The sequence below is a fragment of the Myxosarcina sp. GI1(2024) genome (genome assembly GCF_053543375.1).
This window is the reverse complement of the sequence record NZ_JBKGTY010000002.1, coordinates 676,234-700,028: the sequence shown is the minus strand read 5'-3', so window position 1 is coordinate 700,028 and position 23,795 is coordinate 676,234. Positions and strand designations below refer to the sequence as shown.

21 protein-coding genes and 2 pseudogenes are annotated in these 23,795 nt (G+C 42.7%); 12 read left to right on the top strand and 11 right to left on the bottom strand.

Translation table 11 applies throughout. From position 1 onward, the window contains the following. The first annotated feature begins 82 nt into the window (after positions 1–82). The gene (locus ACLFKQ_RS12375; protein WP_449000108.1) at positions 83–556 is read left to right on the top strand and encodes a DUF4112 domain-containing protein; all 474 of its coding nucleotides are present in this window, start codon (positions 83–85) and stop codon (positions 554–556) included. 184 nt (positions 557–740) lie between these two features. Here the strand turns inward: ACLFKQ_RS12375 and ACLFKQ_RS12370 are convergent, their stop codons facing one another. Together ACLFKQ_RS12370 and ACLFKQ_RS12365 are read right to left on the bottom strand one after the other, a co-directional pair. After that, on the bottom strand, positions 741–1,955 hold the full coding sequence (locus ACLFKQ_RS12370; protein WP_449000107.1) for an HhoA/HhoB/HtrA family serine endopeptidase: 1,215 nt from the start codon (positions 1,953–1,955) through the stop codon (positions 741–743). Positions 1,956–1,995: 40 nt separating this feature from the next. Further along, positions 1,996–2,751 carry a photosystem reaction center subunit H gene (locus ACLFKQ_RS12365; RefSeq protein ID WP_449000106.1) on the bottom strand — a complete coding sequence of 252 codons (756 nt, stop codon included), beginning with the start codon at positions 2,749–2,751 and terminating at the stop codon, positions 1,996–1,998. A gap of 52 nt (positions 2,752–2,803) precedes the next feature. On the opposite strand from ACLFKQ_RS12365, the gene ACLFKQ_RS12360 reads away from it, so the two are divergent. Beyond that, positions 2,804–2,968 carry a hypothetical protein gene (locus ACLFKQ_RS12360; RefSeq protein ID WP_449000105.1) on the top strand — a complete coding sequence of 55 codons (165 nt, stop codon included), beginning with the start codon at positions 2,804–2,806 and terminating at the stop codon, positions 2,966–2,968. A gap of 475 nt (positions 2,969–3,443) precedes the next feature. On the opposite strand, the gene ACLFKQ_RS12355 is transcribed toward ACLFKQ_RS12360, so the two are convergent. After that, the gene (locus tag ACLFKQ_RS12355; protein WP_449000104.1) at positions 3,444–3,581 is read right to left on the bottom strand and encodes a hypothetical protein; all 138 of its coding nucleotides are present in this window, start codon (positions 3,579–3,581) and stop codon (positions 3,444–3,446) included. A 35-nt stretch (positions 3,582–3,616) separates the two neighbouring features. Continuing rightward, positions 3,617–3,937 (bottom strand): Hsp20/alpha crystallin family protein, encoded by a 321-nt coding sequence (locus tag ACLFKQ_RS12350; protein ID WP_449000103.1) that lies wholly within the window; start codon positions 3,935–3,937, stop codon positions 3,617–3,619. A 359-nt stretch (positions 3,938–4,296) separates the two neighbouring features. Between ACLFKQ_RS12350 and ACLFKQ_RS12345 the strand changes: the two genes are divergently transcribed. From ACLFKQ_RS12345 to ACLFKQ_RS12335, 3 genes and pseudogenes are all read left to right on the top strand, one after another. Next, on the top strand, positions 4,297–4,857 hold the full coding sequence (locus tag ACLFKQ_RS12345) for a manganese efflux pump MntP (protein ID WP_449000102.1): 561 nt from the start codon (positions 4,297–4,299) through the stop codon (positions 4,855–4,857). 340 nt (positions 4,858–5,197) lie between these two features. Next, positions 5,198–5,374: pseudogene (locus ACLFKQ_RS12340) on the top strand (chloride channel protein); the annotation flags it as partial. A gap of 315 nt (positions 5,375–5,689) precedes the next feature. Further along, positions 5,690–6,781: a glycosyltransferase family 4 protein gene (locus ACLFKQ_RS12335; protein WP_449000101.1), complete on the top strand. Its 1,092-nt coding sequence runs from the start codon at positions 5,690–5,692 to the stop codon at positions 6,779–6,781. Between the two features lie 377 nt (positions 6,782–7,158). Here the strand turns inward: ACLFKQ_RS12335 and sir are convergent, their stop codons facing one another. From sir to ACLFKQ_RS12320, 3 genes are all read right to left on the bottom strand, one after another. Beyond that, positions 7,159–9,111 carry a sulfite reductase, ferredoxin dependent gene (gene sir / locus ACLFKQ_RS12330; RefSeq protein ID WP_449000100.1) on the bottom strand — a complete coding sequence of 651 codons (1,953 nt, stop codon included), beginning with the start codon at positions 9,109–9,111 and terminating at the stop codon, positions 7,159–7,161. Between the two features lie 153 nt (positions 9,112–9,264). After that, complete coding sequence (locus tag ACLFKQ_RS12325; RefSeq protein ID WP_449000099.1) at positions 9,265–9,918, bottom strand: methyltransferase family protein; 654 nt, start codon at positions 9,916–9,918, stop codon at positions 9,265–9,267. Positions 9,919–9,925: 7 nt separating this feature from the next. Then, a complete protein-coding gene (locus tag ACLFKQ_RS12320) occupies positions 9,926–10,588 on the bottom strand; it encodes an acetoacetate decarboxylase family protein (protein WP_449000098.1) in 663 nt (220 codons plus the stop codon). Between the two features lie 250 nt (positions 10,589–10,838). Between ACLFKQ_RS12320 and shc the strand changes: the two genes are divergently transcribed. Next, positions 10,839–12,755 (top strand): squalene--hopene cyclase, encoded by a 1,917-nt coding sequence (gene shc, locus ACLFKQ_RS12315; protein WP_449000097.1) that lies wholly within the window; start codon positions 10,839–10,841, stop codon positions 12,753–12,755. Positions 12,756–12,895: 140 nt separating this feature from the next. Here shc and ACLFKQ_RS12310 read toward each other — a convergent pair whose 3' ends face one another. After that, complete coding sequence (locus ACLFKQ_RS12310; protein WP_449000096.1) at positions 12,896–15,133, bottom strand: amylo-alpha-1,6-glucosidase; 2,238 nt, start codon at positions 15,131–15,133, stop codon at positions 12,896–12,898. Between the two features lie 302 nt (positions 15,134–15,435). Between ACLFKQ_RS12310 and ACLFKQ_RS12305 the strand changes: the two are divergent. From ACLFKQ_RS12305 to ACLFKQ_RS12280, 6 genes and pseudogenes are all read left to right on the top strand, one after another. Then, a pseudogene (locus ACLFKQ_RS12305) lies at positions 15,436–16,427 on the top strand (IS110 family transposase). Positions 16,428–17,008: 581 nt separating this feature from the next. Beyond that, entirely contained in the window at positions 17,009–17,383 is a 375-nt protein-coding gene (gene ebsA / locus ACLFKQ_RS12300) for a type IV pilus biogenesis protein EbsA (RefSeq protein ID WP_449000095.1), read from the top strand. A 41-nt stretch (positions 17,384–17,424) separates the two neighbouring features. Continuing rightward, positions 17,425–18,510 carry a phosphotransacetylase family protein gene (locus ACLFKQ_RS12295; RefSeq protein ID WP_449000094.1) on the top strand — a complete coding sequence of 362 codons (1,086 nt, stop codon included), beginning with the start codon at positions 17,425–17,427 and terminating at the stop codon, positions 18,508–18,510. A 51-nt stretch (positions 18,511–18,561) separates the two neighbouring features. Next, a complete protein-coding gene (locus tag ACLFKQ_RS12290) occupies positions 18,562–18,759 on the top strand; it encodes a heavy-metal-associated domain-containing protein (RefSeq protein WP_449000093.1) in 198 nt (65 codons plus the stop codon). 655 nt (positions 18,760–19,414) lie between these two features. Further along, positions 19,415–20,650: a glycosyltransferase gene (locus tag ACLFKQ_RS12285; RefSeq protein ID WP_449000092.1), complete on the top strand. Its 1,236-nt coding sequence runs from the start codon at positions 19,415–19,417 to the stop codon at positions 20,648–20,650. A 2-nt stretch (positions 20,651–20,652) separates the two neighbouring features. Beyond that, positions 20,653–20,955 carry a hypothetical protein gene (locus tag ACLFKQ_RS12280; protein ID WP_449000091.1) on the top strand — a complete coding sequence of 101 codons (303 nt, stop codon included), beginning with the start codon at positions 20,653–20,655 and terminating at the stop codon, positions 20,953–20,955. Positions 20,956–21,027: 72 nt separating this feature from the next. On the opposite strand, the gene ACLFKQ_RS12275 is transcribed toward ACLFKQ_RS12280, so the two are convergent. From ACLFKQ_RS12275 to ACLFKQ_RS12265, 3 genes are all read right to left on the bottom strand, one after another. Beyond that, positions 21,028–21,819 carry a biotin transporter BioY gene (locus ACLFKQ_RS12275; RefSeq protein WP_449000090.1) on the bottom strand — a complete coding sequence of 264 codons (792 nt, stop codon included), beginning with the start codon at positions 21,817–21,819 and terminating at the stop codon, positions 21,028–21,030. Positions 21,820–21,904: 85 nt separating this feature from the next. Beyond that, entirely contained in the window at positions 21,905–23,449 is a 1,545-nt protein-coding gene (locus ACLFKQ_RS12270; protein WP_449000089.1) for a phytoene desaturase family protein, read from the bottom strand. Positions 23,450–23,471: 22 nt separating this feature from the next. Further along, positions 23,472–23,765, bottom strand: a complete 294-nt coding sequence (locus tag ACLFKQ_RS12265) for a DUF2103 domain-containing protein (RefSeq protein WP_449000088.1) — start codon at positions 23,763–23,765, stop codon at positions 23,472–23,474. Positions 23,766–23,795 lie beyond the last annotated feature (30 nt).

The following is a 23,795-nucleotide window of genomic DNA, read 5'->3' as shown; positions in this document are numbered from 1 at the left end:
CTTAAAGCGATCGCTTAACACTAGATCGAAAAATCAAAAATGTTATTGTTTTTAATCTCTAAACTTAGAGCTTGAGAATTTTATGCCACCCCTTCGACCTCATTCTACTAAGATCGCCCGTCTCCGTCGGATTGCTCACCTGCTCGATAATGCGATCGCTATACCGGGAATTGGCTACCGTATCGGGCTAGATCCGCTGATAGGTTTACTTCCCGGAGGTGGGGATACCGTAACTGGTGCCTTGGGTGGTTATATCATCGTCGAAGCAGCACGAATGGGAATACCTCGTCGGGTTATTTGGCAGATGGTAGGAAATATTATCTTTGATTCCATCTTAGGTACCCTGCCAGTCATCGGGGATATTTTCGATGTTGGTTGGAAAGCTAATGCCAGAAATATGGCTTTGTTAGAGAAACATTTACACTATACCCAAGATAATCGTCAGAGCGATCGCCTGTTTTTAATTGGTCTAGTTTTGCTGCTGGTAATTATCATTTTGGGATTTGCGGCGCTGACGGTGTTAGTAATTCGTTGGTTGTGGCAGACACTCTCATAGTAGCGATCGCTTATCAAAACCTTAAAGTGAAAAATCTTTTTCTCCCAAATTTAGGGGTTAGGGGCTTAAATTAATTCGACTTACCCAATAAATTCATCCGAATATGCCAGCAGGTTGGATTGAGGTTAGAAAAAAACCCAACTAACAGTTGAAGTTGTTGGGTTTTTATTTACGATCTCAAATCTTATTTAGCAGCTTCTTGTAACTCTTGAGGACGTACAGATAGTTGTTGAGTTTGTTCTCCCCGTCGCACGGAAATACTCAAAGGCTTGCCAATTTGACTTTGTTCGACTGCTTTCTGTAGTTGTTCGGCAGTTTCAATCTCAGTTCCTGCAACGGAGGTAATTATATCACCGCGACGCAAACCTCCTCGTGCTGCGGGACTATCTGGGACTACCCTTACTACTAATACGCCCCTGATTTTTGGAACGACCATCAGAGAATTAGGATCGTCATTAAATTGTTCGGCGACTTCGGGAGTCAAAGTCAACATCTGAATGCCAATGTAGGGATGGGGAATCGTTTCACCACAAGCCAGGGGATCTTTAATTGCTTTAGCTTTATCTATAGGAATAGCAAAGCCAATCCCTTCTGCACCGGCACGAATAGCAGTATTAATGCCAATTACTTCGCCGTGATCGTTCAATAAAGGACCACCCGAATTACCAGGATTGATTGCAGTATCGGTCTGCATAAAATCGAGACGCATATCGGGAATACCAACTTGGGCGCTGGAACGGTCGAGAGTGCTAATAATTCCCAAGGTAACCGTATTATCGAGTCCTAAAGGATTACCTACCGCGATCGCCCAGTCTCCTACCCGTACCTGACTAGAGTTTCCCAAGGGTGCAACGGGTAAATTGTCTCCTGAAATTTTGACTACTGCCAAGTCGGAAGGTTCATCGACTCCCTGTACTTCCCCTTGAAAACTACGTCCGTCTCGCAGCTTGACGGTTACTTTATCCGCACCACTAACTACGTGAGCGTTGGTCAGAATAATTCCTTTGCTGTCAATAATAAAACCAGACCCCTGACCTTGCTGACGATACTCTTTGGGCAGTTGAGGAAAAACATCTCTACCAAAAAAATCGCGGAAGAAAGGATCCTCGAAAAATGGATTCTGAAGATTTGTAGCAATGGTACGTTCGGTATCGATTCGCACTACTGCGTCTCCAACCAGCTCGACAGCAGCAGCAACAAAATTGCGAGGTCGATCGGATAAAGGCGGCGCTTGAGAAGGAAAGGCTTCTATTGCTGTTGAATTCTCGGCTACTGAGGCCGGGGGCAGTAATTGAGGAAATACCCGCAGCGATCCCAGAGTTAAAGCGACACTTGCAGCCACGACGATCGCATAGATACCAGCTTGTCGTAGGGGTTTAGAAGTAGGTTGAACGGTCACGATATTTTATCCTCCGAGAGCGAAAAATGATAGAAAACAGTTATTGATGAGTTGATTTTTTCCAGGCAGAGTCTAAAGCCGATCGCATTCGTTTACCTGCGCGACTAATACTTTGCTTTAGATCTTGCCACTTATCTTGTAGAAACTCAGTTGCTTCAGCCAAGGTGTGGCGATCGTGTTTGCCAGAAGTTGCTAGTTCGTTACTCAAATCTTTAATTTTGACCCGCACTAGTTCTGGTTCATCTTCAGGAGAAATCAAAGAACTAAGGCGACTACTCATTTTTTTGACTAAATGTTTGACCTGCCGGGATTTCTCGCTAATAAAGCCTTTGAGTCCTTCTGATTCGCTTTGAAGACGATCTCGAGCTTTATCTTTAATTACCACTACTTCTGCGTCGATCGCTTCGACATCTTCGGAAAATAAGACTGCCCTTCCGCCAAAAGGTTCGGCAACATCTCCACCTAAAACATAAGCAGCAATATCTCCTGTTTCCCAATCGAAGAGAAAATCTTCTACCCAACCGAGGGGATCTGATATGGGAAAACTTACTTGCATACGGTTGAGGCGACGCAAATTGCTAGAAGGTTCAAAAACATTACTGCTGTAGGTTAACACTGCATCTGGACCGATTACCGATACTTGTTCTAAAGGAGTATAACTTTCTTGACCTGCCAAATAAACGACTCGCCCGTTTTCATCTAACCAGACCTCTTCAACACGGTCGTATTTGGTAGCGGTGGAACCGTCCATAGTCATCAAACCAACGATTTGGCTACGACGAATTACATTCATCATCTTGTGCCTCCTGAGTAAATTAAGATTGGGAAATTGAGACTTTTACTAAATCATGCTAGTTAGCAACACGGCAGCAAAGAGTACCAACGCTTTTTATTTTCACTACAATACCGATCTGCGGTATGGTGGATCGAGTTTTAATGTGAGTTTTAAGCTCGAATATGGAGATAAAAATTACTGTAATGGTCGCCTAATTGAAGTTGAAGAATTATTGTAATTACTAGTTTGAAAAATCAGCAACAAGATAAATAGCTGAATCTGCCAGGAACGGTTAACTAAACACCAAATGAAACTAACTCCACCAATAAAGAAAGAAATAATACGTCCGATTTATTCCCTAGTTTTACAGCCAATATTGATAATCCACCAACTTATTAACAACAGCAATAAATACATGACTACCGCATTCGATCATTCGATCTTTATCTTCAGTTCGAAATAACTAGCTGATTTTTTCTACCTCAAGAATAAAATAAGTAAAACTAAAATTAGGTTCGGCTTTCAAGACTTTTTCTGAAGAGATCACCCTACTTCTATAAAGCGATCTCTACTTGGATTGAAAGAACAATCGAAGAATAAACTGTTAAAATCATTGTGCATTCGCATAAAAAACCACAACCAAAATCTGGTTGTGGCATGCCAATTAATTGTTAATCTAGAAGATTGGTAATGATTTACTTTCTCTTTCGATTTTAAGCATTGGCTACTGCGGCTTCTGCTTCTACAGATTCTGTTTCTGGTAGAGACGATGCTGAATTTGTATCTCCCAAACTAATTTTCACCGTTCGCTGTCTGGCTTCTTCGGCTTTAGGTAGTAGCAGCGTTAGCATACCAGCTTCGTACTTAGCAGTAGCTTGGCTATTGATTACGGGTACGGGTAAAGATATGTGTCGCTGCCATAGTTAAATTCTGAATGCAGATAACGAGTAGATTTGCCTTGAAGATGGTTACGTTTTCCAGAAATAGCTACAGATTCTCTGGTAACTTGGATATCGAGATCCTTGTCTTCTACACCAGCAAGCTGCATTCGTAAAATCAAATTATCCGAATCATCTAGTAGTTCGATTGCAGGTGTCCAAGTTGAGTAATTATCTTGGGCAGTATTTTCAATGTCTGCAAAAACTCGGTCGATTTGTTTGCGTAATAATTCCATTCGTCCAAAAGGTGAAAAGCGCACTATGTCCATAACGAAATTTCCTCCGTCATTAATGCAACTCAACAAACAATTAAACAAATAAAAATTTATAAAAATAAACTTAGAAGCAGCGCTTAATTCCCTATTGAGGGGTAGTTTAGCAGACCTTACTTCTGAACGCTAATTTAGCAAAACTTATTTTAGAATGACAACTCCAGTAAAAGTAGGGTTATCCGAACCAATAACACTAACTGCAAATTACGCTCGAAATTAAAAACTCCGCTCGACACAGAAGCAAAATATTGTAAATATTAAAAGAAAATGATTAGAAAATGAACTGAATATGACATAAAAATATCGCTAAAAACAATTAAAATAACTAATAATTTAAGTTCGGTTAAAAATAAACAATGGATTCTTTATCGACAACTTTTTTAGCCTTGGGATTATCTGGGGATGCTTTTGCTGTTTCTCTCAGCAGTGGCATGCTAATTCAGAGGATTAAAATTAACAAGGCATTAAAAATTGCTTTATTTTTTGGTGGTTTTCAATGTTTAATGTCTTTAATTGGTTGGGGAGTAGGGATAAATTTTAACGATCTTATTTCTGGAGTCGAGCGCTGGATTGCCTTTGGCTTATTGAGTTTTATTGGAGGAAAGATGATTCATGAGTCACTGCAAACAGAAACCGAACAAAAAAAATTTAATCCTTTAGATTCCTATACTCTCTTGGTACTAGCGATCGCCACTAGTATCGATGCCTTAGCTGCTGGTTTGGGATTATCTGTACTGAAAAGTTCGATTATTTTAGCCGCTACTTTAATTGGAATTGTTACTTTTTGTTTGTCTTTTGCGGGAGTTTTTATCGGTCATAATATTGGCAATAGATTAAATGATAAAATTGAAATTTGCGGTGGTTCGCTCTTAATCCTGATTGGCGCCAAAATTTTATTGGAACACTTAATGATATAATATCAGTTCTCTAAGAAAATGGACTATATAGACAATCAATCCTACTCCTCAAGAACAAAACTTTGCAATATGTAATCTTGTTACTACTGGCGATCGCTCTAGCAAAATTAATTAGACGAGAAAAAGCGTCGCCAAGTAAACTCAGAAAAATCCTGTTGTCAGAAAAAAAGAATTTTAATTTCAAATACGGAGCTAATTTTTTACGTTCGAGATTAATAGCCAATTTCCAATGCTTTTACTACCCAAGTTTAAGCTTGCATCCGTAAAAACTACTCTGATTTTTTATTGACCTTTACCGAAGCTTGAGTTTCGAACGACTACTAGGATTAATTTTTGAGCAATAGCTTCCCCTCTTGCCTATGCCATTGTCGGTATGACAGCGGTTGCACCCGGTAGCGTTAAAGCTCCTTTAACGGCGATCGCCTTCCTATTCGAGCTAACTCAAAACTACTCAATCATTCTGCCTTTGATGGCTGCCGTGGGAGTATGTGTCTGGATTATTGACATCATTCAGCCCAACAGGCTAAAGAAGTATTGACCTTACAGCAAATGGAAATGAACCTAGAAAGACAGAAAGAAATATAGTCAAACGAGGTGCTCGCGTTTCAGATTCGAGCATTACTTTCAAACCTTGCAATTAGTATTAACCGTAACCTTGCTTTTCTGCGGGTAGGGAGATATCTACCTTAAACTAGATTGCTATTTTTAATAATTATTAGTTAATCTATAAATAACTATTAACTAAATAAAATTTCGTTAACTTTTTACGGTCGACTAACAGTATTACAGGCACTTCTAATTTACGTTACAGATTTTTTTAGGAGGTTTGAAGATGCGAATTGCTCAAATTGCACCTTTATGGGAAAGAGTACCTCCACCAGCCTATGGTGGCACGGAATTAATTGTTAGTTTGCTTAGCGATGAATTGGTACGCCGAGGTCATGAAGTAACTTTGTTTGCTACGGGAGATTCTCAAACTCTAGCGAAATTAAAATCCTGCTCTGCTCGACCCTTGCGCTCGCTGGGAATAAGTCACCAAGAATCTGAAGTTTACCATACACTGCAACTCAACAAAGTTTTTGAAAGAGCTTCGGAGTTCGATCTAATTCACTCTCATGTAGATTATGCGGCATTTCCCTATGTAAATTTGGTTAATATCCCAACTCTACACACGATTCACGGTATTATTCTGCCTCATGCCGAACCACTATGGCGGGATGCACGGGAGCAAAATTTTATCAGCATCTCTGATGCTCAAAGACGCAAAGATCTGGGATTAAACTACGTCGCTACAATTTACAACGGCATCGATATTAATATCTTTCCTTTTTATCCTCAGCCAGCTAATCCTCCCTATCTGGCTTTTTTAGGTCGTATTGCTCCAGAAAAAGGTCCCCATCTAGCAATTGAAATCGCTCGGCGTACTGGTTGGCAGTTAAAAATGGCTGGTAAAGTAGACCCTGTCGACCGAGAATATTTTGAAGCCAAGGTTAAACCATTTATCGATGGCAACCAGATCGAATTTCTAGGGGAAGCCAATCACCAGCAAAAATGCGAGCTAATGGGTGGTGCGGTAGCGACTCTATTTCCCATCACTTGGTCAGAACCTTTTGGTTTGGTCATGGCAGAATCGATGGCAGTGGGTACGCCAGTAATTGCTATGGATCTGGGTTCGACCAGAGAAGTAATCGAAGATGGTAAAACTGGTTTTTTGTGCCGTAATGTAGAAGAATGTATCGCAGCACTCGATCGCCTAGGAGAAATCGATCGCCTCAGCTGTCGCGATCGCACTGCCGCTAATTTTAGCGTCGCTCATATGGTAGATGGCTATGAAGCAGTTTACCAACAACTTATTGCCAAACGGTTCGCCAACAACGGTCAACTTCAGACTCCAGTGGTCGCTTTCAATCGTTTGACCGCATAAGCCGCTAATTAACTGGTTTGAATATCCAATAGGTGAGACAAGGAATCGCTACTTGAGAATATACCACAGCGATCGCTAGGGAATGCTTAAATTAAATTGAGTAACAATCTGAGGCTAGTGTTTTGTCAATTAACAATTGAGCAACGGTCACTCGCACGCGCTGGATGTCAACGGGACACCGCAATTCAATTCCGGTGCCTCCTGCGTTGACTTCGTAAAATCGAGCGATCGAATGACGGGTAAAGGAGAAGGGGGAAAGGAGCAATTGTTATACCTTTTCCGTTGCCTCAACCGAAGTTTATTGGACTTATGCAAGAGTTCTACTTATTGTCTTTAACCTTTGCTCTCTACTCTTTTCCCCTAAAGAAATCTCAAATCTATTGAGCTTGCTTATCTTTAACGAAATAATCGTTTAAAGCTTCGGCAATAATTTGGTTCATCGGTCTTCCCTCTTGTTGGGCGACTTCTTTCAAACGAGGAAAGAGATCGTCGGGTACGCTGACGCGACGTTGATTTTTACGAAATTTACGTTTTTTAGTGGTATCTGTTTCCATATAGCTTCCAGGTGTATAGTTAGCAGAAAATTGACGAATGGCTTCAAATCCAACGCGATCGCAGAAAATTCCAAAGCTTTCTTGCGGTTGACGGTTTTGTTTGAAGTAAACCAGAATTGGCTCTAAGAAGCTTTCCAGGTCTTCAATGGGCATTCTCTGCTCGTAAGGTTGAGCTAGTTGGGTTTGATCGGGGGTACCTCCCAACCACACTTGGTATTTATCGGGAGCACTACCGACAAAACCTAATTCTGCCATGTAGGGACGGGCGCAACCGTTAGGGCATCCAGTCATTCTAACCACAAAGTGTTGGTCTGCCATTCCGAGTTTATTTAATAATATTCTCAGGCGATCGATAATTCCCGGTAAAGCTCGTTCCGATTCGGTAATGGCTAAACCGCAAGTGGGTAATGCCGGACAAGCCATCGAATAGCGTAAGAGCGGATCGATGACGCTGGGATTAGTCTCAATTCCTCGTTGTTGGAGAATTTTAGTAATGCTTTCTTGTTGCTCTGGTGCGATATCGTAGATCAAAATGTTGTGGTTGGCACTGAGTCTTAGGGGTAGATTGTACTGACCGACAATTTCCCTCAGAGCAGTTTTCAGTTGCCAATCTACTTCGTCTTTGACGCGACCATTGGGTACGGAAATACCAAAGAAAAGCTTGCCGTCTCCTTGTTCGTACCAACCTAGATAGTCTCGATACTTCCATTCGGGTAATTCTTTAAATGGCGCGATCGCTTTGCCAAAATACTCTTCTAATTTGGCTTTAAACTTCTCTACACCCCAATCGTGAAGCAAATACTTCATTCTCGCATGACGGCGATTGTGGCGATCGCCATAATCTCTTTGGGTGGCGACGATGGCTTTGACTAGGTCGAATACTTCATCTTTAGTCACAAAACCGATGGGATCGCTCATGCGGGCAAAGGTTTCTTCTTTATTGTGAGTGCGTCCCAATCCGCCCCCTGCTAAAACGTTAAACCCTTCTAATTCTCCCGCATCGTCGGTCATTACCACCAAACTAATATCGTTGGTGTAAACGTCGATGGAATTATCTCCAGGAACGGTCAGACAAATTTTGAACTTACGGGGCATATAGTACTTACCGTAAATTGGTTCTTCGCCTTCGCGAACGAGCGTGCCATTACCGTTGCGTTCTCTAGCAGCTTTCACTTCTGGGGCTTCTTCAGCACTAATCGCTTTTTCCCCATCCAGCCAAATTTCGTAATACGCACCGGTTTGAGGCTTTAACAAATCGGCAATTTTTTCAGCATATTCCCAGGCATACTGATACTCTGGTTTATCTTTGAAAGGAGCGGGTGGCGCTAGAACATTGCGGTTGACGTCGCCACAAGCCCCCAACGTAGAACCCATATTCCGCACGATATTAGAAATTGCGGTTTTGAGATTTTTTTTGAGGATGCCGTGAAGTTGAAAACCCTGACGGGTGGTAACTCTTAGGGTGTGATTGCCGTATTCTTCCGATAACTTATCTAAAGTTAAATACAGTTCGGGGGGAATATATCCACCAGGATTGCGGGTACGCAACATCATTTGGTAGTCTTTTTCCTGACCCTTGACCCGGTTATCGCGGTTATCTTGTTGGTAAGAACCGTGATATTTCAGAATTTGAAGCGCATCTTCACTAAAATGGGTGCTGTCAGTTTGCAGTTCGGAAAATAACGGTTCCCGTAAAAAATTGCTACGTTCTTTGAGACCTTCTAACTTTGATACTTTTTTGTCTTGTTCGTGCTGAGGAATTGGTGTCTGTACCATATTTATCTACAAATACGTTTAAAGCAAAGTTGGCAATTGCTTTATTTGATAATTAAATGCTCTATCTTTCATCTTAGCGTTTGCGATCGCACACTTGAGCTAATTACCAAGTTAAGAAAAGATAATTATTTTTTAGCTGTTGTAAATTCCCATCTACTGGGATTCGGCGATCGCTTCTGTCGTTTTTGATTCGACGAATAGTTTGGGCAATAATAAACCAGAACGCTCTTTGTAGGCGGCAAATTCTGGATAACGAGAGAGAGACTCGTCTTTTTTGAGCATATTCGGCACGAAGATCCAGGCTGTAAATCCTCCTAAAATCACAAAAGGCAACCAGTGTTGCGCTAACATAGCAAAGCTCGAGTAAATTAAAATTTCTCCTAAATAGTTGGGGTTGCGACTGCGGCTGAAAAACCCCTCGGTAATCAAACCACGTTTGTATTTGAGAGTAAAGTATTTTTGAGCATCGCTTCCGTGGTGTAAAACAGTTCCCGTGATATTCATCGCGATCGCGGTGGCGATTAGAGCCAGTGGAGGTGTCGAACCGGTACTAATCAGAATAAACGGCGCAACCCAGTACGAGCAAAGCAACAAAAAAACTCCTATTCCCCTAGGAATGGATATTTCTGCTTCCCATTGCTTATCGGGATATAGTCGGTCTTTGAGTATCCACATCAAACCATAAGTTCCATGTAGAGCCAAATATACCCATGCGGCAATGCTAAAGTTACCGTAAATTACCATGAGGCTGCCAACGAAGGCAAAGGTCAAAAATTTATTGAGATTAACTGGGTGTTTGATTTTCATCTTAAATTTAGCTAGTGTTTCGGGCGATAGTAGATTTCTCGCCGACTGTTTCTGGCACGCCTGCAGTTAAATTAAGTCGATCTAATTTGAAGGTAAACCAAGGTTGAGCGAGAGCCAAACTAGCAAAAGGACTATTGTGGGGAATGGTTACGCTCCCAGAAAGTAAACCAATGTCGGCTGAAAACTGATTGGTAAATAACAATAAATCTCGATCTAAACTGCTAAAAACCTGGGCACTAAACTGGGGTTGCCACCAAGTAGCCAAATTAAACCAACTCGACCGATACTGTAAACTGCACAACAAGCGAGTATCCTGTTTGACAGTGACTCGATCCCCTTCCCAAGTAAATTCAGCCATTTCTTTGGGTAGTCCCCAAACTTCTCTGCCACCAGCAACTGAAGCTCGATCGTCTACATAAATATGAGAAATCCAAGCACCGAGGCGATCGCCATAGCGCGTCAAACCAGGAACGATGATTAACTCACTATATTGCAATGGCGAACCGAATTGATAAGTAGACAAATAGATTCCACCTAGGGTTTTACCTGGGAAAACTGAAACTACTGTCAATTCTGAAGGAATAACCGCACGAGCCTGCTCTAGATCGACGAGATTTAGTGATTGAATCGCATAACCCTGAAGATTCCAGGGTGGCGAGGGATAATTCATTGCAAGAAGATTTGTTTACTTTTGTTACTAGTTAAAGTAATTTTAGCGAAGCTAATCGATCGACATTAGTCATAAGCTTTCCAGGTAATGGTTACAAGGCGATCGCGATTTAAAAGGTTAAACCTCAAGTCGCTGAAGGAGCATCAATTTTGAAGAGTTTCGGTAGGTAATACCCAAAAGAATTTCTTACTTGCTACTTTTATATATGATATTTTCTGTCTAATCAGGTGTAGGAGTTCGAAATCATTTCATGCTGACTCAATCAGAAAAAATGAGTTACTCAGCGATCGCCGCAGCAATCGCCCGCAGTCAAAACTATTTACTTTCAATTCAATATCCCGACGGCTATTGGTGGGGTGAGTTAGAATCTAATGTTACCATTACCGCTGAAGTAGTTTTGCTGCATAAAATTTGGGGTACTGAGGGCAGTATTCCTTTAAAGAAGATCGAAAATTATTTGCGATCGCAACAGCTCCAACACGGTGGTTGGGAATTATTTTACGGTGATGGGGGCGAACTTTCTACCTCTGTTGAAGCTTACATGGCGTTGCGCTTGTTGGGGGTGCCACCAGAAGATTCCGCCATGATTGATGCCAAGCAGTTTATTCGGCAACGGGGCGGGATCGCCAAAACCCGTGTCTTTACCAAACTGCATTTAGCTTTAATTGGTTGTTATCCTTGGCGGGGTATTCCTTCACTGCCCCCCTGGATTATGCTCTTACCCGATAACTTTCCCGTCAATATTTATGAGATGTCGAGTTGGGCGCGAGGCAGTACCGTACCGTTACTGATAGTCTGCGATTGCCAGCCCGTATTTGAGATCGAGCCTGCAATTAATTTAGACGAACTATATCCAGAAGGGAGCGATAATGTTCGCTACGAGTTACCCCGCAATAACGACTGGACGGATATCTTTTTAGCCTTAGACGAAACTTTTAAATTCGCCGAAGCTTTTAATTTAGTTCCCTTTCGTCAAGAAGGAATTGCCGCTGCCGAACGCTGGATCTTAGAAAGACAGGAGGCTACGGGAGACTGGGGAGGAATTATTCCTGCCATGTTGAATTGCATGTTAGCTTTACGCACTCTCAATTACGATGTTAACGATCCAATCGTGCGTCGGGGTTTTCAGGCGATCGCCAACTTTGCCATTGAAACCTCAGATAGCTACAGAATTCAACCGTGTATTTCTCCGGTTTGGGATACGGCTTGGTGTTTGCGGGCTTTGGTGGAGTCGGGTTTAAATCCCCAGCATCCTACTTTAGTTAGGGGTGGCGAATGGTTATTAAACGAGCAAATCCTCGATTATGGAGATTGGGCGGTAAAAAATAGCCGAGCTACTCCAGGGGGTTGGGCATTTGAATTTGACAATCGCTTCTACCCAGATTTAGACGACTCGGCGGTAGTAATGATGGCGTTGGCGGGGCTCGAACTGCCAGATGAAGCTGTAAAGCACCAGGCGATTGCTCGTTGTCTGAATTGGATCGCCAGTATGCAGTGTCAACCAGGAGGCTGGGCGGCTTTCGATGTAGATAATGACCTGGATTGGCTCAATTCCCTACCCTATAGCGATCTCAAGGCAACGATCGATCCCAACACTGCCGATGTAACCGCCAGAGTCTTAGAGATGTTAGGCAAATGCAATCTGGTTATCGAAGAACGACAACTCCAAAGAGCGATCGCCTATTTGATCTCCGAACAAGAACCAGACGGCAGTTGGTTTGGACGTTGGGGTGTCAACTATCTTTATGGTACCAGTGGCGCATTATCGGCTTTGGCTGCCATTGTCCCGACGACCTATAAAGAAAATATAGCTAGGGGTGCAGCTTGGTTAATAGGCTGCCAAAATCCTGACGGCGGTTGGGGCGAAACTTGTGGAAGTTACCATAATAGTGCTTTAAAAGGTAAAGGAGTTAGCACCGCTTCGCAAACCGCTTGGGCTTTAATTGGTTTAATCGATGGGATGAATGCGACTGGTTTTGATGCTAGTAGAGCGATCGAAAAAGGAATCGATTATCTTTTGGCTACGCAACAGCCAGACGGAACTTGGGACGAAGCAGAGTTTACTGGTACCGGGTTTCCCGGTCACTTCTACCTTAAATACCATCTCTATCAACAATATTTTCCTCTAATCGCTTTAGGAAAATACAGCCGTTCTTGCCTTTCATGAGGTCAACCAAAGGAAGGAAACCTTGCCCCCATCAGTTAATCGTTCGGTACGAGCCCTTCTTTTAAGAAGAAATGCAATTGGCAGAGGTCTAAATTGGCGCGCCTCCCGCCTCCTGCCTTTCCACTTCTGCCTTCTTCAAGTTAAGCTTCAAAAACTACCTTAAGATTGCCACGTTTTTTGGCAACCCGACAAGCGGTCGTACCTCCAGAACGTTCGAATTGTAAGTCTAGTACTGTCGAACCTACCCGAAGATTGTGTAGCCAAAGAGAATCTAACGACTCTGGTAATACGGGATGAATGACTCGCACGCCGTTAGTAGCGGCATCGGGAACGATATTAATCGCTACTTGTAGTAGTTGAAATAAGCTGCCAGTCGCCCAGGCTTGAGGCGAACAAGCAACGGGATAGCGCACTGGGGTATTTTCTGGGGTGCGTTCGTAACCGCAAAATAGTTCTGGGGGACGTTGATAAGCTTGTTGTAAGGTCATATCAAAAATTCCCGTAGTAACTTCGAGAGTTTGTTCGATTAGTCCAAGCGAGCGCAATCCTAAAGCAATAATACTATTATCGTGAGGCCAAACCGAACCGACGTGATAGCCCATGGGATTGTAAGCAGGAGAAGAACTGCTGAGGGTGCGAATACCCCAACCGCTAAACATATCCGGCGCACGCAGTCTTTCGGCGACACTGGTTGCTTTTTCCGGTTGCAAAATATTCATTGCCAAACAGTGACCCGGGTTAGAAGTAATGCTATCGATTGGTTTTCCCGCTCCATCCAATGCCAAGGCACAGTAGTCGAGGTCGCTCAGCCAAAAATCTTTATTGAAGCGACTTTTGAGTTCTTGAGCATCCCGATACCACCGTTCGGCAAGGTCAGTTCTCTGCATTAATTTAGCAATTCCACTGAGGCGCATTTTAGCCCCATAAACATAACCCTGTACTTCACAAAGGGTAATCGCTCCTGTTGCCAATTTCCCTTCACGGTTGACGATACAATCTCCAGAATCTTTCCACCCTTGATTGACCAAGCCACCAGGAGAAACACGCTGATAGCTCAAATAACCAGTTTTTTTACAGTTATGGTCGATCCATGCCATTGCCGCTAAAGCAGCTTCCCACAGTTGTTCTATAGTATCGCGATCGCCCGTCCAGCCATAATATTCTGCATAGAGAATCAACCACAAAGGAGTAGCATCTACCGTACCGTAGTAAGGAGTATGGGGAATTTCACCGCAACGAGCCATTTCCCCCAAGCGTAGTTCGTGGAGAATTTTTCCTGGTTCTTCTTCACGCCAATCATCGTGAGTTTTACCTTGATATTGAGCCAGAATAGTAAGGGTATTCTTAGCAATTTGCGGATCGAGAATTAAAGTTTGCCAAGCGGCAATCAGGGAATCTCTTCCAAATAAGGTAGAAAACCAAGGAATTCCGGCCGATAAAGCTTTTTTATCCTCAAAACTTTGCCGTAGCAAATATATATCCCTTTCTGCCCGTTCGATGAGACGATTAAAGGTGTTGCTATCGGAACGAATATTCGTCACCCGTTGCTGCCACTGTTCTAATTCCATCGATTCTGCTGCTTTAGCCTGCACTAGAGTCATCGGCGTTCCTACTTTGGAAATCGAACGGTGGTCGGTAAACATCTGTATCCGATAACCCAAACGGATAGTTTGATGGGGTTCTAATTCTAGTTGCCAGACAGCAGTATGTCCCTTGGAGTAGTCGGGTTGGCGTTCGGAAAACTGAATGCGGGATTCCATTACCGCTCCATCTAGACCTTGATAGGCGATGACCATTTCTTCTAGAGCTTCTAAAGGTTCTAGTTGCTTGGTTTCATCGTTCTCCGTTACTAGGTGCAGTATTTGACCGCGTTCTTTGCGCTCTCGACCCCTTACTTCAAATAGATCGGCAAAATCCGCGTCGAAACTAAGACTGAGTTCGAAGCTGACGGAACTAGTGCGATAGTTGGTAATAGTTAATTCTTCAAATAGTCCACCATTAATGGCAATTTCTCGCTCGATGCCGATAGTTTCTGCTCCAATTCCTTTTTCCTCTAAATAAGGATTAGCACAGAGAGCTGAAAGAGCAAAGCCACGACGCGCATTACTGCTGAGGAGAATCGGTAAGCGTCCTTCAATTTGTAACTCCAGACGACTCAAAAAACGGGTATCTCGGCAAAATAAGCCTAGAGTACTACTTTCTTCATCCGGCAGACATCCAGGAATGTTACCCAAAGTATCGGTAACTAAAAATATATCGTCATCTTTAAGAGTTAGAGTAGGAATCCTCGGTTCGTTTTTAACACAGGGCCATTGCGGAATCGATACGGTTTCCCTCGAGACAAAAGTTTTGCCGTCATGCTGAAGAGTTTCTGCCATAGTCAATTTAATACAAATTTTGAGTAGAGGAGACTGCCAGAGCTGAAGCAACTTTAGCTCTTTTAATCATCCCTAGAGAGATATAAATATATTTTAAATAAGTTTAGTCGTTAGAAAGACACTTCTAGTATTCTGTCAACATTGTTTTGATGGGTATTTTTCTAAAGTCAAATAAATTTCTTTAATCTTCAAGTAAACTCAAACAATCGCTAGAGACAAAAATCTCGCATTGTAGCAAGGAAGAGTCAGAAGAGGTGAAGATATTTAACTAGCTCAAACTAAGATCGTCTTTGAGAACAACAATGAGCGAACAACAATGGGTAGGAATAGATGTTTGCCAAAAAATACCTTGATGTCTATGTCCGTCCCAAAGGAAATCTATTTAAAGTAACAAACAACGAAGTAGGTATTAGTAAACTGGTTCAAACGCTAACAAAAATCAAACCAGAGCTAATTGTCGTAGAAGCCACAGGAGGAATGGAAATAGATGTAGCAGTCAAACTAACTAAAGCGGGACTAGCAGTAGCAATAATTAATCCTCGTCAAGCTAAGGACACGGGTGCTGAGGTTGCCTCAGCACCGTGAGCTGTCCGTAGAGATTTTGCCCAAGCGACGGGAATATTAGCCAAAACCGATGCTATTGATGCCGAAGTGTTAGCGCATTTTGCTGATGCGATTCGCCCCCAAGTCAGACAAATAAGTGATGAATCTTCCCGTCAACTGGAAGATTTAGTAGCTCGTCGCCGTCAAATCAGCGACATGATTACCGAGAAAAAAATCGTAGAAGAGGCAAAACTAATTCGGTTCAAGCCGATATCAGCGAACACATTGAATGGCTGGAAAAACGACTCAAAGAAATTGAATCCCAAATCAAATTAGCGATCGCTAATAATCGAGACTGGCAACAAAAACTTAAGCTATTAACCAGTGTTCCTGGAGTAGGAGAAGTTGTTGCGGTTACTTTAATTTCATCTTTGCCAGAACTTGGTACGCTTTCCCATAAATCTATTTCTTACTTAGTAGGTGTTGCACCTCTGAATAAGGATAGCGGTAAGTTTCGAGGGAAGCGAAGGATTTGGGGTGGACGGGCTAAAATTCGTTGTGTACTTTATTTATATATATGGCAGCTTTGGTCGCAATTCGTTATAACCCGCCAATCAAAGCTTTTTACGAGCGTTTGATTCAAAAAGGTAAGCTCAAGAAAGTTGCGATAACTGCCTGTATGCACAAACTCTTAATTTTTCTCAATGCCATGATGAGAAATAATCAAACCTGGCAACCTCAAATCGTTTAGTTCAATTATCACGATCGCTTTAGTTTTTTCCTGCTCGCAGTAAGTTATGACTGTGACAAGCGATTCTTCTTACTTAATTTGGTTACTAGCGATCGCACCATAAGACAAATTAAACTTGACATTTAAGACAATCGCTTTTCCCTTTCCCCTGACTTCTGCAAGAAGTCTAATCTATTTCTTTTTTCTGTTATGCTTTGAAATTTTCCCCTAAACTGTAGCCGTTGTTCGATCGTGTGACCTCGAAGGGTTAGACAGGCAAAAACCAGTCAACACTTAGCTCACATTATTTTTTTTATATGAAATACAAAATCTCTTTTTATTTGTATTTGTAGCAAACTTTCAAAATCTCTTTTTTGCCGAAAATATCGAGTGCCTATTTCAACAATCCCTTCAAAGTCGAGGCAATTTAGACTCAGTTCAGTTTCGATGGGTTATTCCGATTTTCTGCTTTCGAACTAGTTCGACGAGCGGTTTCTCTACACCCTAATTTAAAAGCAAGCTTGTCGCCATCGAGATCGAAAAAACTGATGTTATAACGTAAAAAGTCAGAAAAAATTATCAAAAATCGAATATTTACCTCTATGCCCACAATCGACCAGTTAAAGCCCGCTAGTCATGCAGAAGTAGTGATCTACATACCTTACTATGCGAAAACTAAGCACAGTTGGCTTCCACAGGCAATTGCCCTCTATCGCCAGGGTTCTCTAGAAGGAAACCGCATTATCGAAGGAGGAGAAAGTATACCTTATATTGCTAGCTGGTATGTATCCAAATTACCTTCTGAATTAACTCGTTGTCGCCTACAGTTTGATGGACAGGCAGAATTAAGCTATGAAGTTACTTTATCTAATTCCGAGTTCATAGATTACTTAATTGATGTCATCATAAAATTTAAAAGCTCTCAAATAACAGATTTTCCCAGAGGATTTTATCGGAAACTGTTGCGCTTTGAATAGCAAAGAGCGAGAAAGCAAATCAATAATTAAGGAGTCTAGACGTGGCAGATGCCAAATATTTGTTAGTTGGTTCGACTGAAGCTTATAGTGGTAAATCGACGACCATACTCGGTCTAACTCATCTAGCTGTCGAACATCAAATTAGTATTACCTATGGCAAACTAATAGGGACATATTTAAGTCAGCATTCAGTAGAAGTCGTCGAAGAAGATGTAAATTTTTTGGCAACTACTTTAGGACTATCAGCCAATCGCGTACGCCTTCCTCTATTATCTCTCGATCGCGAAACGATTGACCGGCGTCTCAAAGGCGAAGATAATCGAAATTACGGCGATGCCTTAAAAAAACATTTAGGAAAAATCGATAGCGAGCTAGTAGTATTAGAAGGACCTGGAAATTTATCTGAAGGAAGCTTGTTCGAGCTATCCGTACCAGAAATTGCTGAGACTGTAGATGCAGCAATTTTATTAGTAGCTCAGTATGATTCTCTATCTTTGGTTAGTAGTTTACTGACTGCTAAAAAACTATTAGGTGGGCGCCTAATTGGAGTAGTCATTAACGGCGTTCCTGCTGCAGAACTAGAAACAGCTCAAAAGGTTACTAAGCCTTTTCTCGAAAACCACGATATTCCCGTATTGGGCACGATTCCCCGGGATAATTTACTTAAAGCAGTAAGCGTGCGTGAATTAGCTCGCAGACTGGATGCTAAAGTTCTCTGTTGTCACGATCATCTAGATTGGTTAGTAGAAAGTCTCAGTATTGGCGCGATGAACGTCAACTCGGCTTTAGGATTTTTTCGTCAGCGGGAAAATATGGCGGTAATTACCGGCGGCGATCGCACCGAACTACAGATGGCAGCTTTAGAAACCTCGACTCACTGTTTGATTTTAACGGGGCGAATTCCACCACAGCCCTTGATTCTCAATCGTGCTGAAGATTTACAGGTGCCAGTTCTCTCTGTCGATAGCGATACCCTAACTACAGTAGAAATTGTCGATCGCTCCTTTGGTACGGTACCAATTCACGAGCCGATCAAAGTCGAACGAGTTAGAGAATCGATGCAGCGCCACTTCGATATCGAGAGATTAATTAGCAAATTGGGTTTGAGATCGACCGTTAAGGCTTAAAATAGCCAACAAGAATTCAACCAAGAGATGACGGAGGAAAAATTTTAACTAATGACGACAATCAATTTAAAAGTGCCTAGTATGGTCTGTCAAGGCTGTGTCGAGACGCTTTCTAAAGCGATCGCCACTCACGAACCAGAAGCCAAAATAGATATCGATCTCGACACCAAACAAGTAACGGTAGAAACCGAAGCCTCTAGAGCTTCGCTCGAACAGGCGATCGTGGCAGTCGGACACACTGTTGAATAAACCCCAAACTATTAACCGCTGATGAACGAGTTCGCTATTGGCAGTTGGAGCTTGAGTGTAGTCTCAACGATCTGGTCGAGCCAAATAGCAATAGCAGCACCCCTAAAATCGGTGTCACTAGATCGAGTCCCTCTGGGACTAGACCAGACTATACTCATGCTCTTGCAATTCCGCTCTAGACCGAAGTCTTAACCAATGGCGAACTGAAGCTAGTTGTTCTCTAGTTCGCCACAGCAATCGATGGAACGAGTCGAGCCGCAACAACTATAAAGCAAGCAATCTATAACAGACTTGATTACCTGAATACCCCTAAAGCAGCTAGAGACTATCGCCACTTGCTACCAGAATTTAGTTTGAAATGAGTGAAGCGATCGCTAATTTGCTTTCGGCAATTACTGTTAACTATAGAGAATAAAGTTTGCTATCTACTTTATAACTAGTTAGGATTCTAGATACTTCCAAACAAAATCATTGCTTAAAATTATATTCGACTAAAACTAATTCGCAATTCGATGGGGCATTATTGCGGTGGGAAAAACTCCCAGTCTCAGCCCTTTGACTTCGGAATTTGCAATTGGCAGTTTGGACTAAAATAACTCCGAACTCTGAACTAGAGCGAAGCGACTCGAGTGTCATTTTCTACCAGTAAAAATCCATGAATATTCTCATGCTTTGTTCTACCTTTCCCTATCCTCCAACGAAAGGCAGAAAACAACTAAGAACATTCCATTTACTAGAGTACTTAGCACAACGACACCGAGTAACTCTCTTAACTAAACGCAGCGAAGAAGTTACCGATGAAGAAGTAGAAGTTCTTAGAGAACGAGTAGCAGAATTAGCAATTTTTACAGTAGAAAAAACTAAGACATCGACAAAACTAATCGATAAAGCTAAGCGTTTGGGAACTTTTATTCAGCAAGGCACACTACCCAAGATTCTCAGTGCCTATTCTTCTGACATAGCTGCCTGGGTAGACACGGCAGTTAACGAGGGTGCTTTTGACTGTATCGTCTGTGAAGATAGTGCTGATGAAATATATATTAATCCTAGCTGGCGAGATGCAATCGGAGTAGTTTTAAATCTTCATTGTTCTGAGTATAGTATCTACAAACAACAAATTGAAACTGGCGACTCAAAAAACGAATTAAAAGATCAAATTAACCTGGGATTTCGGCGAAGATACGAACGCAACTATCTAGGTAAGTTTAGTGTAGTCGTAACCGTTACTGAAATCGAGCGTCGCATGGTTAAAAAATTGGATCCAGAAAGCCGTATCGTCACTATTGCCAATGGTGTCGATCTCAAAAAGTTTCCTCGTCGCGTAACCAATCAAGGCGGACAACGCATAATTTTTGTCGGCAATATGGATCGACCTTTTAATATTGATGCAGCCAGACTCTTGGCGTTAGAAATTTTTCCCGAAATTCGCCAACGCTATCCAGAAGCAGCTCTAGAACTAGTAGGTGCCAATCCCGTACCAGAAGTTTTAGAACTAAAAGCCTTACCCGGGGTCAAGGTAACGGGAAAAGTTCGCTCTGTAGTTGAATATTTGCATTGGGCTACTGTTTGTGTAATTCCAATCCGCCAGGGATTTGGGCTAAAAAATCGTACCTTAGAAGCAATGGCGGCAGGAGTGCCAGTAGTAGGAAGCGATCGCGCCCTGTCGGGTTTGCAGGTTGATGGTGCTAATTTTCCTTTACGAGCTATGCGCGCTAATAATATCGAAGAATACGTATATGCGATCGCCCGTTTGTTTTCCGAACCCAAACTGAGAGCAAAACTGTCAGAAAATGGTCGTAAGTTAGTCGAAACAGAATACACCTGGGATAAGATCGGGCAGAAATACGAACGAGTATTAATTGATGCTTGTGCTCTAACTGAAAAAAACTAGTTTTGAGTTCAGATCTAGACGAGATAAGTTCGATCTCCACACGACTTGGCAATTTTAAGAAGAAAGGAGAGCAAAAAACCTTTGCGCTAGAAGGCGAAACCTATTCTCTAGGACGAGATTTAAATAATTCAAGGGTGCTTTACGGAGCCTTAATTTCCCGTCTGCTCCCGACAATTTTACGCCTTAGCGTTCCCGAAAGCGAGCGCTATTTTTTCGGATTATTGATGGCAGTCTCAACGGCAAAAAAAGTAAACGGCATAACAATTAGTGGGAAAAAGTGTTTGAACCGAAATATAAACTGCTGACAGCCAAGTTAGGCTAAATCCCTATTTAACTAGAAACAAAAAGACAGCAAATTGAAGTTTAGTGAATAATGCCTAAGAAAACATTATTTTGCGCAGGATCGAGGCGATAAGAGTAACCACGCAAATTACAGCTATTTGTCCTGGAAGTGGAGTAAGAGAATAGATCGAAATTCCTTGCCACCACGAATCAATTCCCTCTCCCAAACCAGTCGAAAAATACAATCCTGTCAGATAAACAATGCCTGTCAAATGAATCGCTAATAAACCTGCCAGACAGCTAGAGATCAAAGTATGTAACTTAGCTTTAGACTGAAAAGCTAAATAACCACACAGCCAAGCACCGAAAACAAAGCCTAGTAAATAACCAAAATTAGGCTGTTGAAAATATTGCCAACCTCCACCGCGATCGAAAATAGATAGTCCCGTCAAGCCTAGCAATAAATAGGTCAATTGCGAAAGCCAACCGGCGTGTTTACCACCTACACAAGCAACAAACAGCACGGCACCAACCTGATAGCTGACTCCTAAATAGTGAGTGGTAATTTCCTGACGCCAAGTCCAAGGTGGGGCAATGGTATGGGCTGGAATAAAGGTACAGGCGACAGTAAGAATTAAACCGATAGTCGCCCACAAGAGAACTTCAGGTAAAGCTGGTAAAGAGACGCGATCGCCTGGGTTTAATTCTAAATCCAGTTGTTGACGCAACCATCGATTTTCCGCTTTTAAATATTCTAGATTTTGCTGTTTTTGCTGTAGCGAACGCTCGAGGCGATGGAGGATCGCTTTGACGGCAGGAGGTGTAACTTCCCACTCATAATCAGTAATATCTGCATTAGGTTTGGAAACTGATTCTAGGTTAGACATACCCTAACTCGTTCGGTAGCATTTCTTAGTTTAGCCTCCAATTCGCTTTTCGCCAGGAATTTTTCGCGGTTTTTAGAATCACTCCTTACTCAATCGACCGCAAAACTTTCAAATGCTGGTTTAGAGGTGCGATGGTATTCGCAGCGATCGCTCCACTAGCAGCAACCGCAGGAATGCCAATTCCGGGAAAAGTCGAATCTCCACAGCAAAATAATCCCGACAGAGGAGTAGTAGAACCTGGGAAAAACCCCGTTCCTGCTTTAATTGCCGGACCATAAGTACCGCGATAACGGCGAAGATAATATTGATGCGTCAGGGGCGTACCTACTAAAGTTACTTCACAACGCTGACGTATATCGGGAATAATTCGTTTTAAACCCTGCCACATCACTTCAGCCCGCTTTTGTTTCAGTTGCTTGTATTCTGGGCTGCGGCGCTCGAGTCCCGCCCAGATTTCGTAAGGTTCATTACCTGGGGTATAAACGTGAATTACCTGCTTGCCGGAAGGGGCGAGAGAGGGATCTAATACCGAGGGAATAGAAACTACCACGACGTTCTGCGGTGCGCTAACGTCCCTCTTCCAGTCATTAACTACGATGTAGTGACACTGCAAATCATCTGGTAACCCCTTGCCGTCGATACCCAGATGGAGGTGCATAAAACTCTCGCATTCAGGAGTAGCTTGGCGTTGGTTAACGAAACTTTTGGGTAACGCCCCGTCGGGTACTAAAGGTAAAGTATCCCAAATCGAAGCATTAGAGACCACCGCTCGAGACGCGCCGATTTCTTTTCCGTTTTGCAGACGCACTCCCACTGCCCGTCGATCTCTAACGATAATTTCTGCTACGTGAGCGTTATAGATAATTTCGCCGCCATTTTTAGTCAACCCTCTAATTAGAGCTTCGACGATCGCGCCACTGCCGCCGACAGGATAGTCCAACACCACTCCAGGCTGATACCATTCGGCAAACATAAACGCCATTTCTGCCCCCACAGTACCGCTAGCAGGCAGTCCAGATAGTAAAAAACACAGCAGATCGAGCCAATTGCGAATGAAGCGATCGCTAACGATGTCATCGACAATCGTGCTAAACGGTCGAGTTAGTTTGAGAATATTGGGAAAGTGCCACAGCATCGAGGGCAGATAGCGACCCATGCTCATCGCCGCTCCCAGATCGAAGCGCATTGCTAGAGGAGGTAAGGCATTAACCGCTTCGGCGAGCTGCTTCATCTCCTGCTGAAGCTTGCTCCACTGCTCTACGGCAGCTCGACCCCGTAGCTTTGCCAAAGTTTCGCTAAAGTGATTTGCCCCGATATAGGCATCAAAGTCTGCTTCTGGCAGACGACAGCCCCAAACATCGTAGTTGACCCAGGCAAGCTCTTCACCAAGCACGTCTAACACCTGTCTTAAAGGATTATTGGAAGGATGGGATAAGCCCGAATAGAGAGAAGGACCCGAATCAAATTTATAACCGTCGCGCTCGAAACTGTGTGCCGCCCCACCGGCGATCGCGTGACTTTCGCAGATAATTACTTTAAAACCATATTTGGCGAGTAGTGCCCCACAGCACAGACCCCCAACGCCACTACCAATAACGATGGCATCTACTTCTCGAGCGAAATTATTCATTAATTTAATTATTGATTTACTGCTAAGAGTCGATTAACGAGGCAATAACTTTTTCCAATTCCCTTTGCTCGAGTACGGTGATGATAAACACTTCCTGTACGGTTTTCCCTTGACGAGCGATGACTTTATAGCCGCCCCGAATTGGTACGGAAACTCTCAATTTTAAATTAGCACAGCGACCGCGAGCGGTTTTGATTCTGCCGGGAGTAATCGTTCCTATTCCCTCACAGCCTACCAGCTTTTCTAGTATGGGAATTAAACCGGGCAGATGAGTCGAGTGGTTCCAAACTAGCCTACCGTCAGAAGAGTTATTCATAAACCAAAGGCGATCGCCATAAACTAAAAT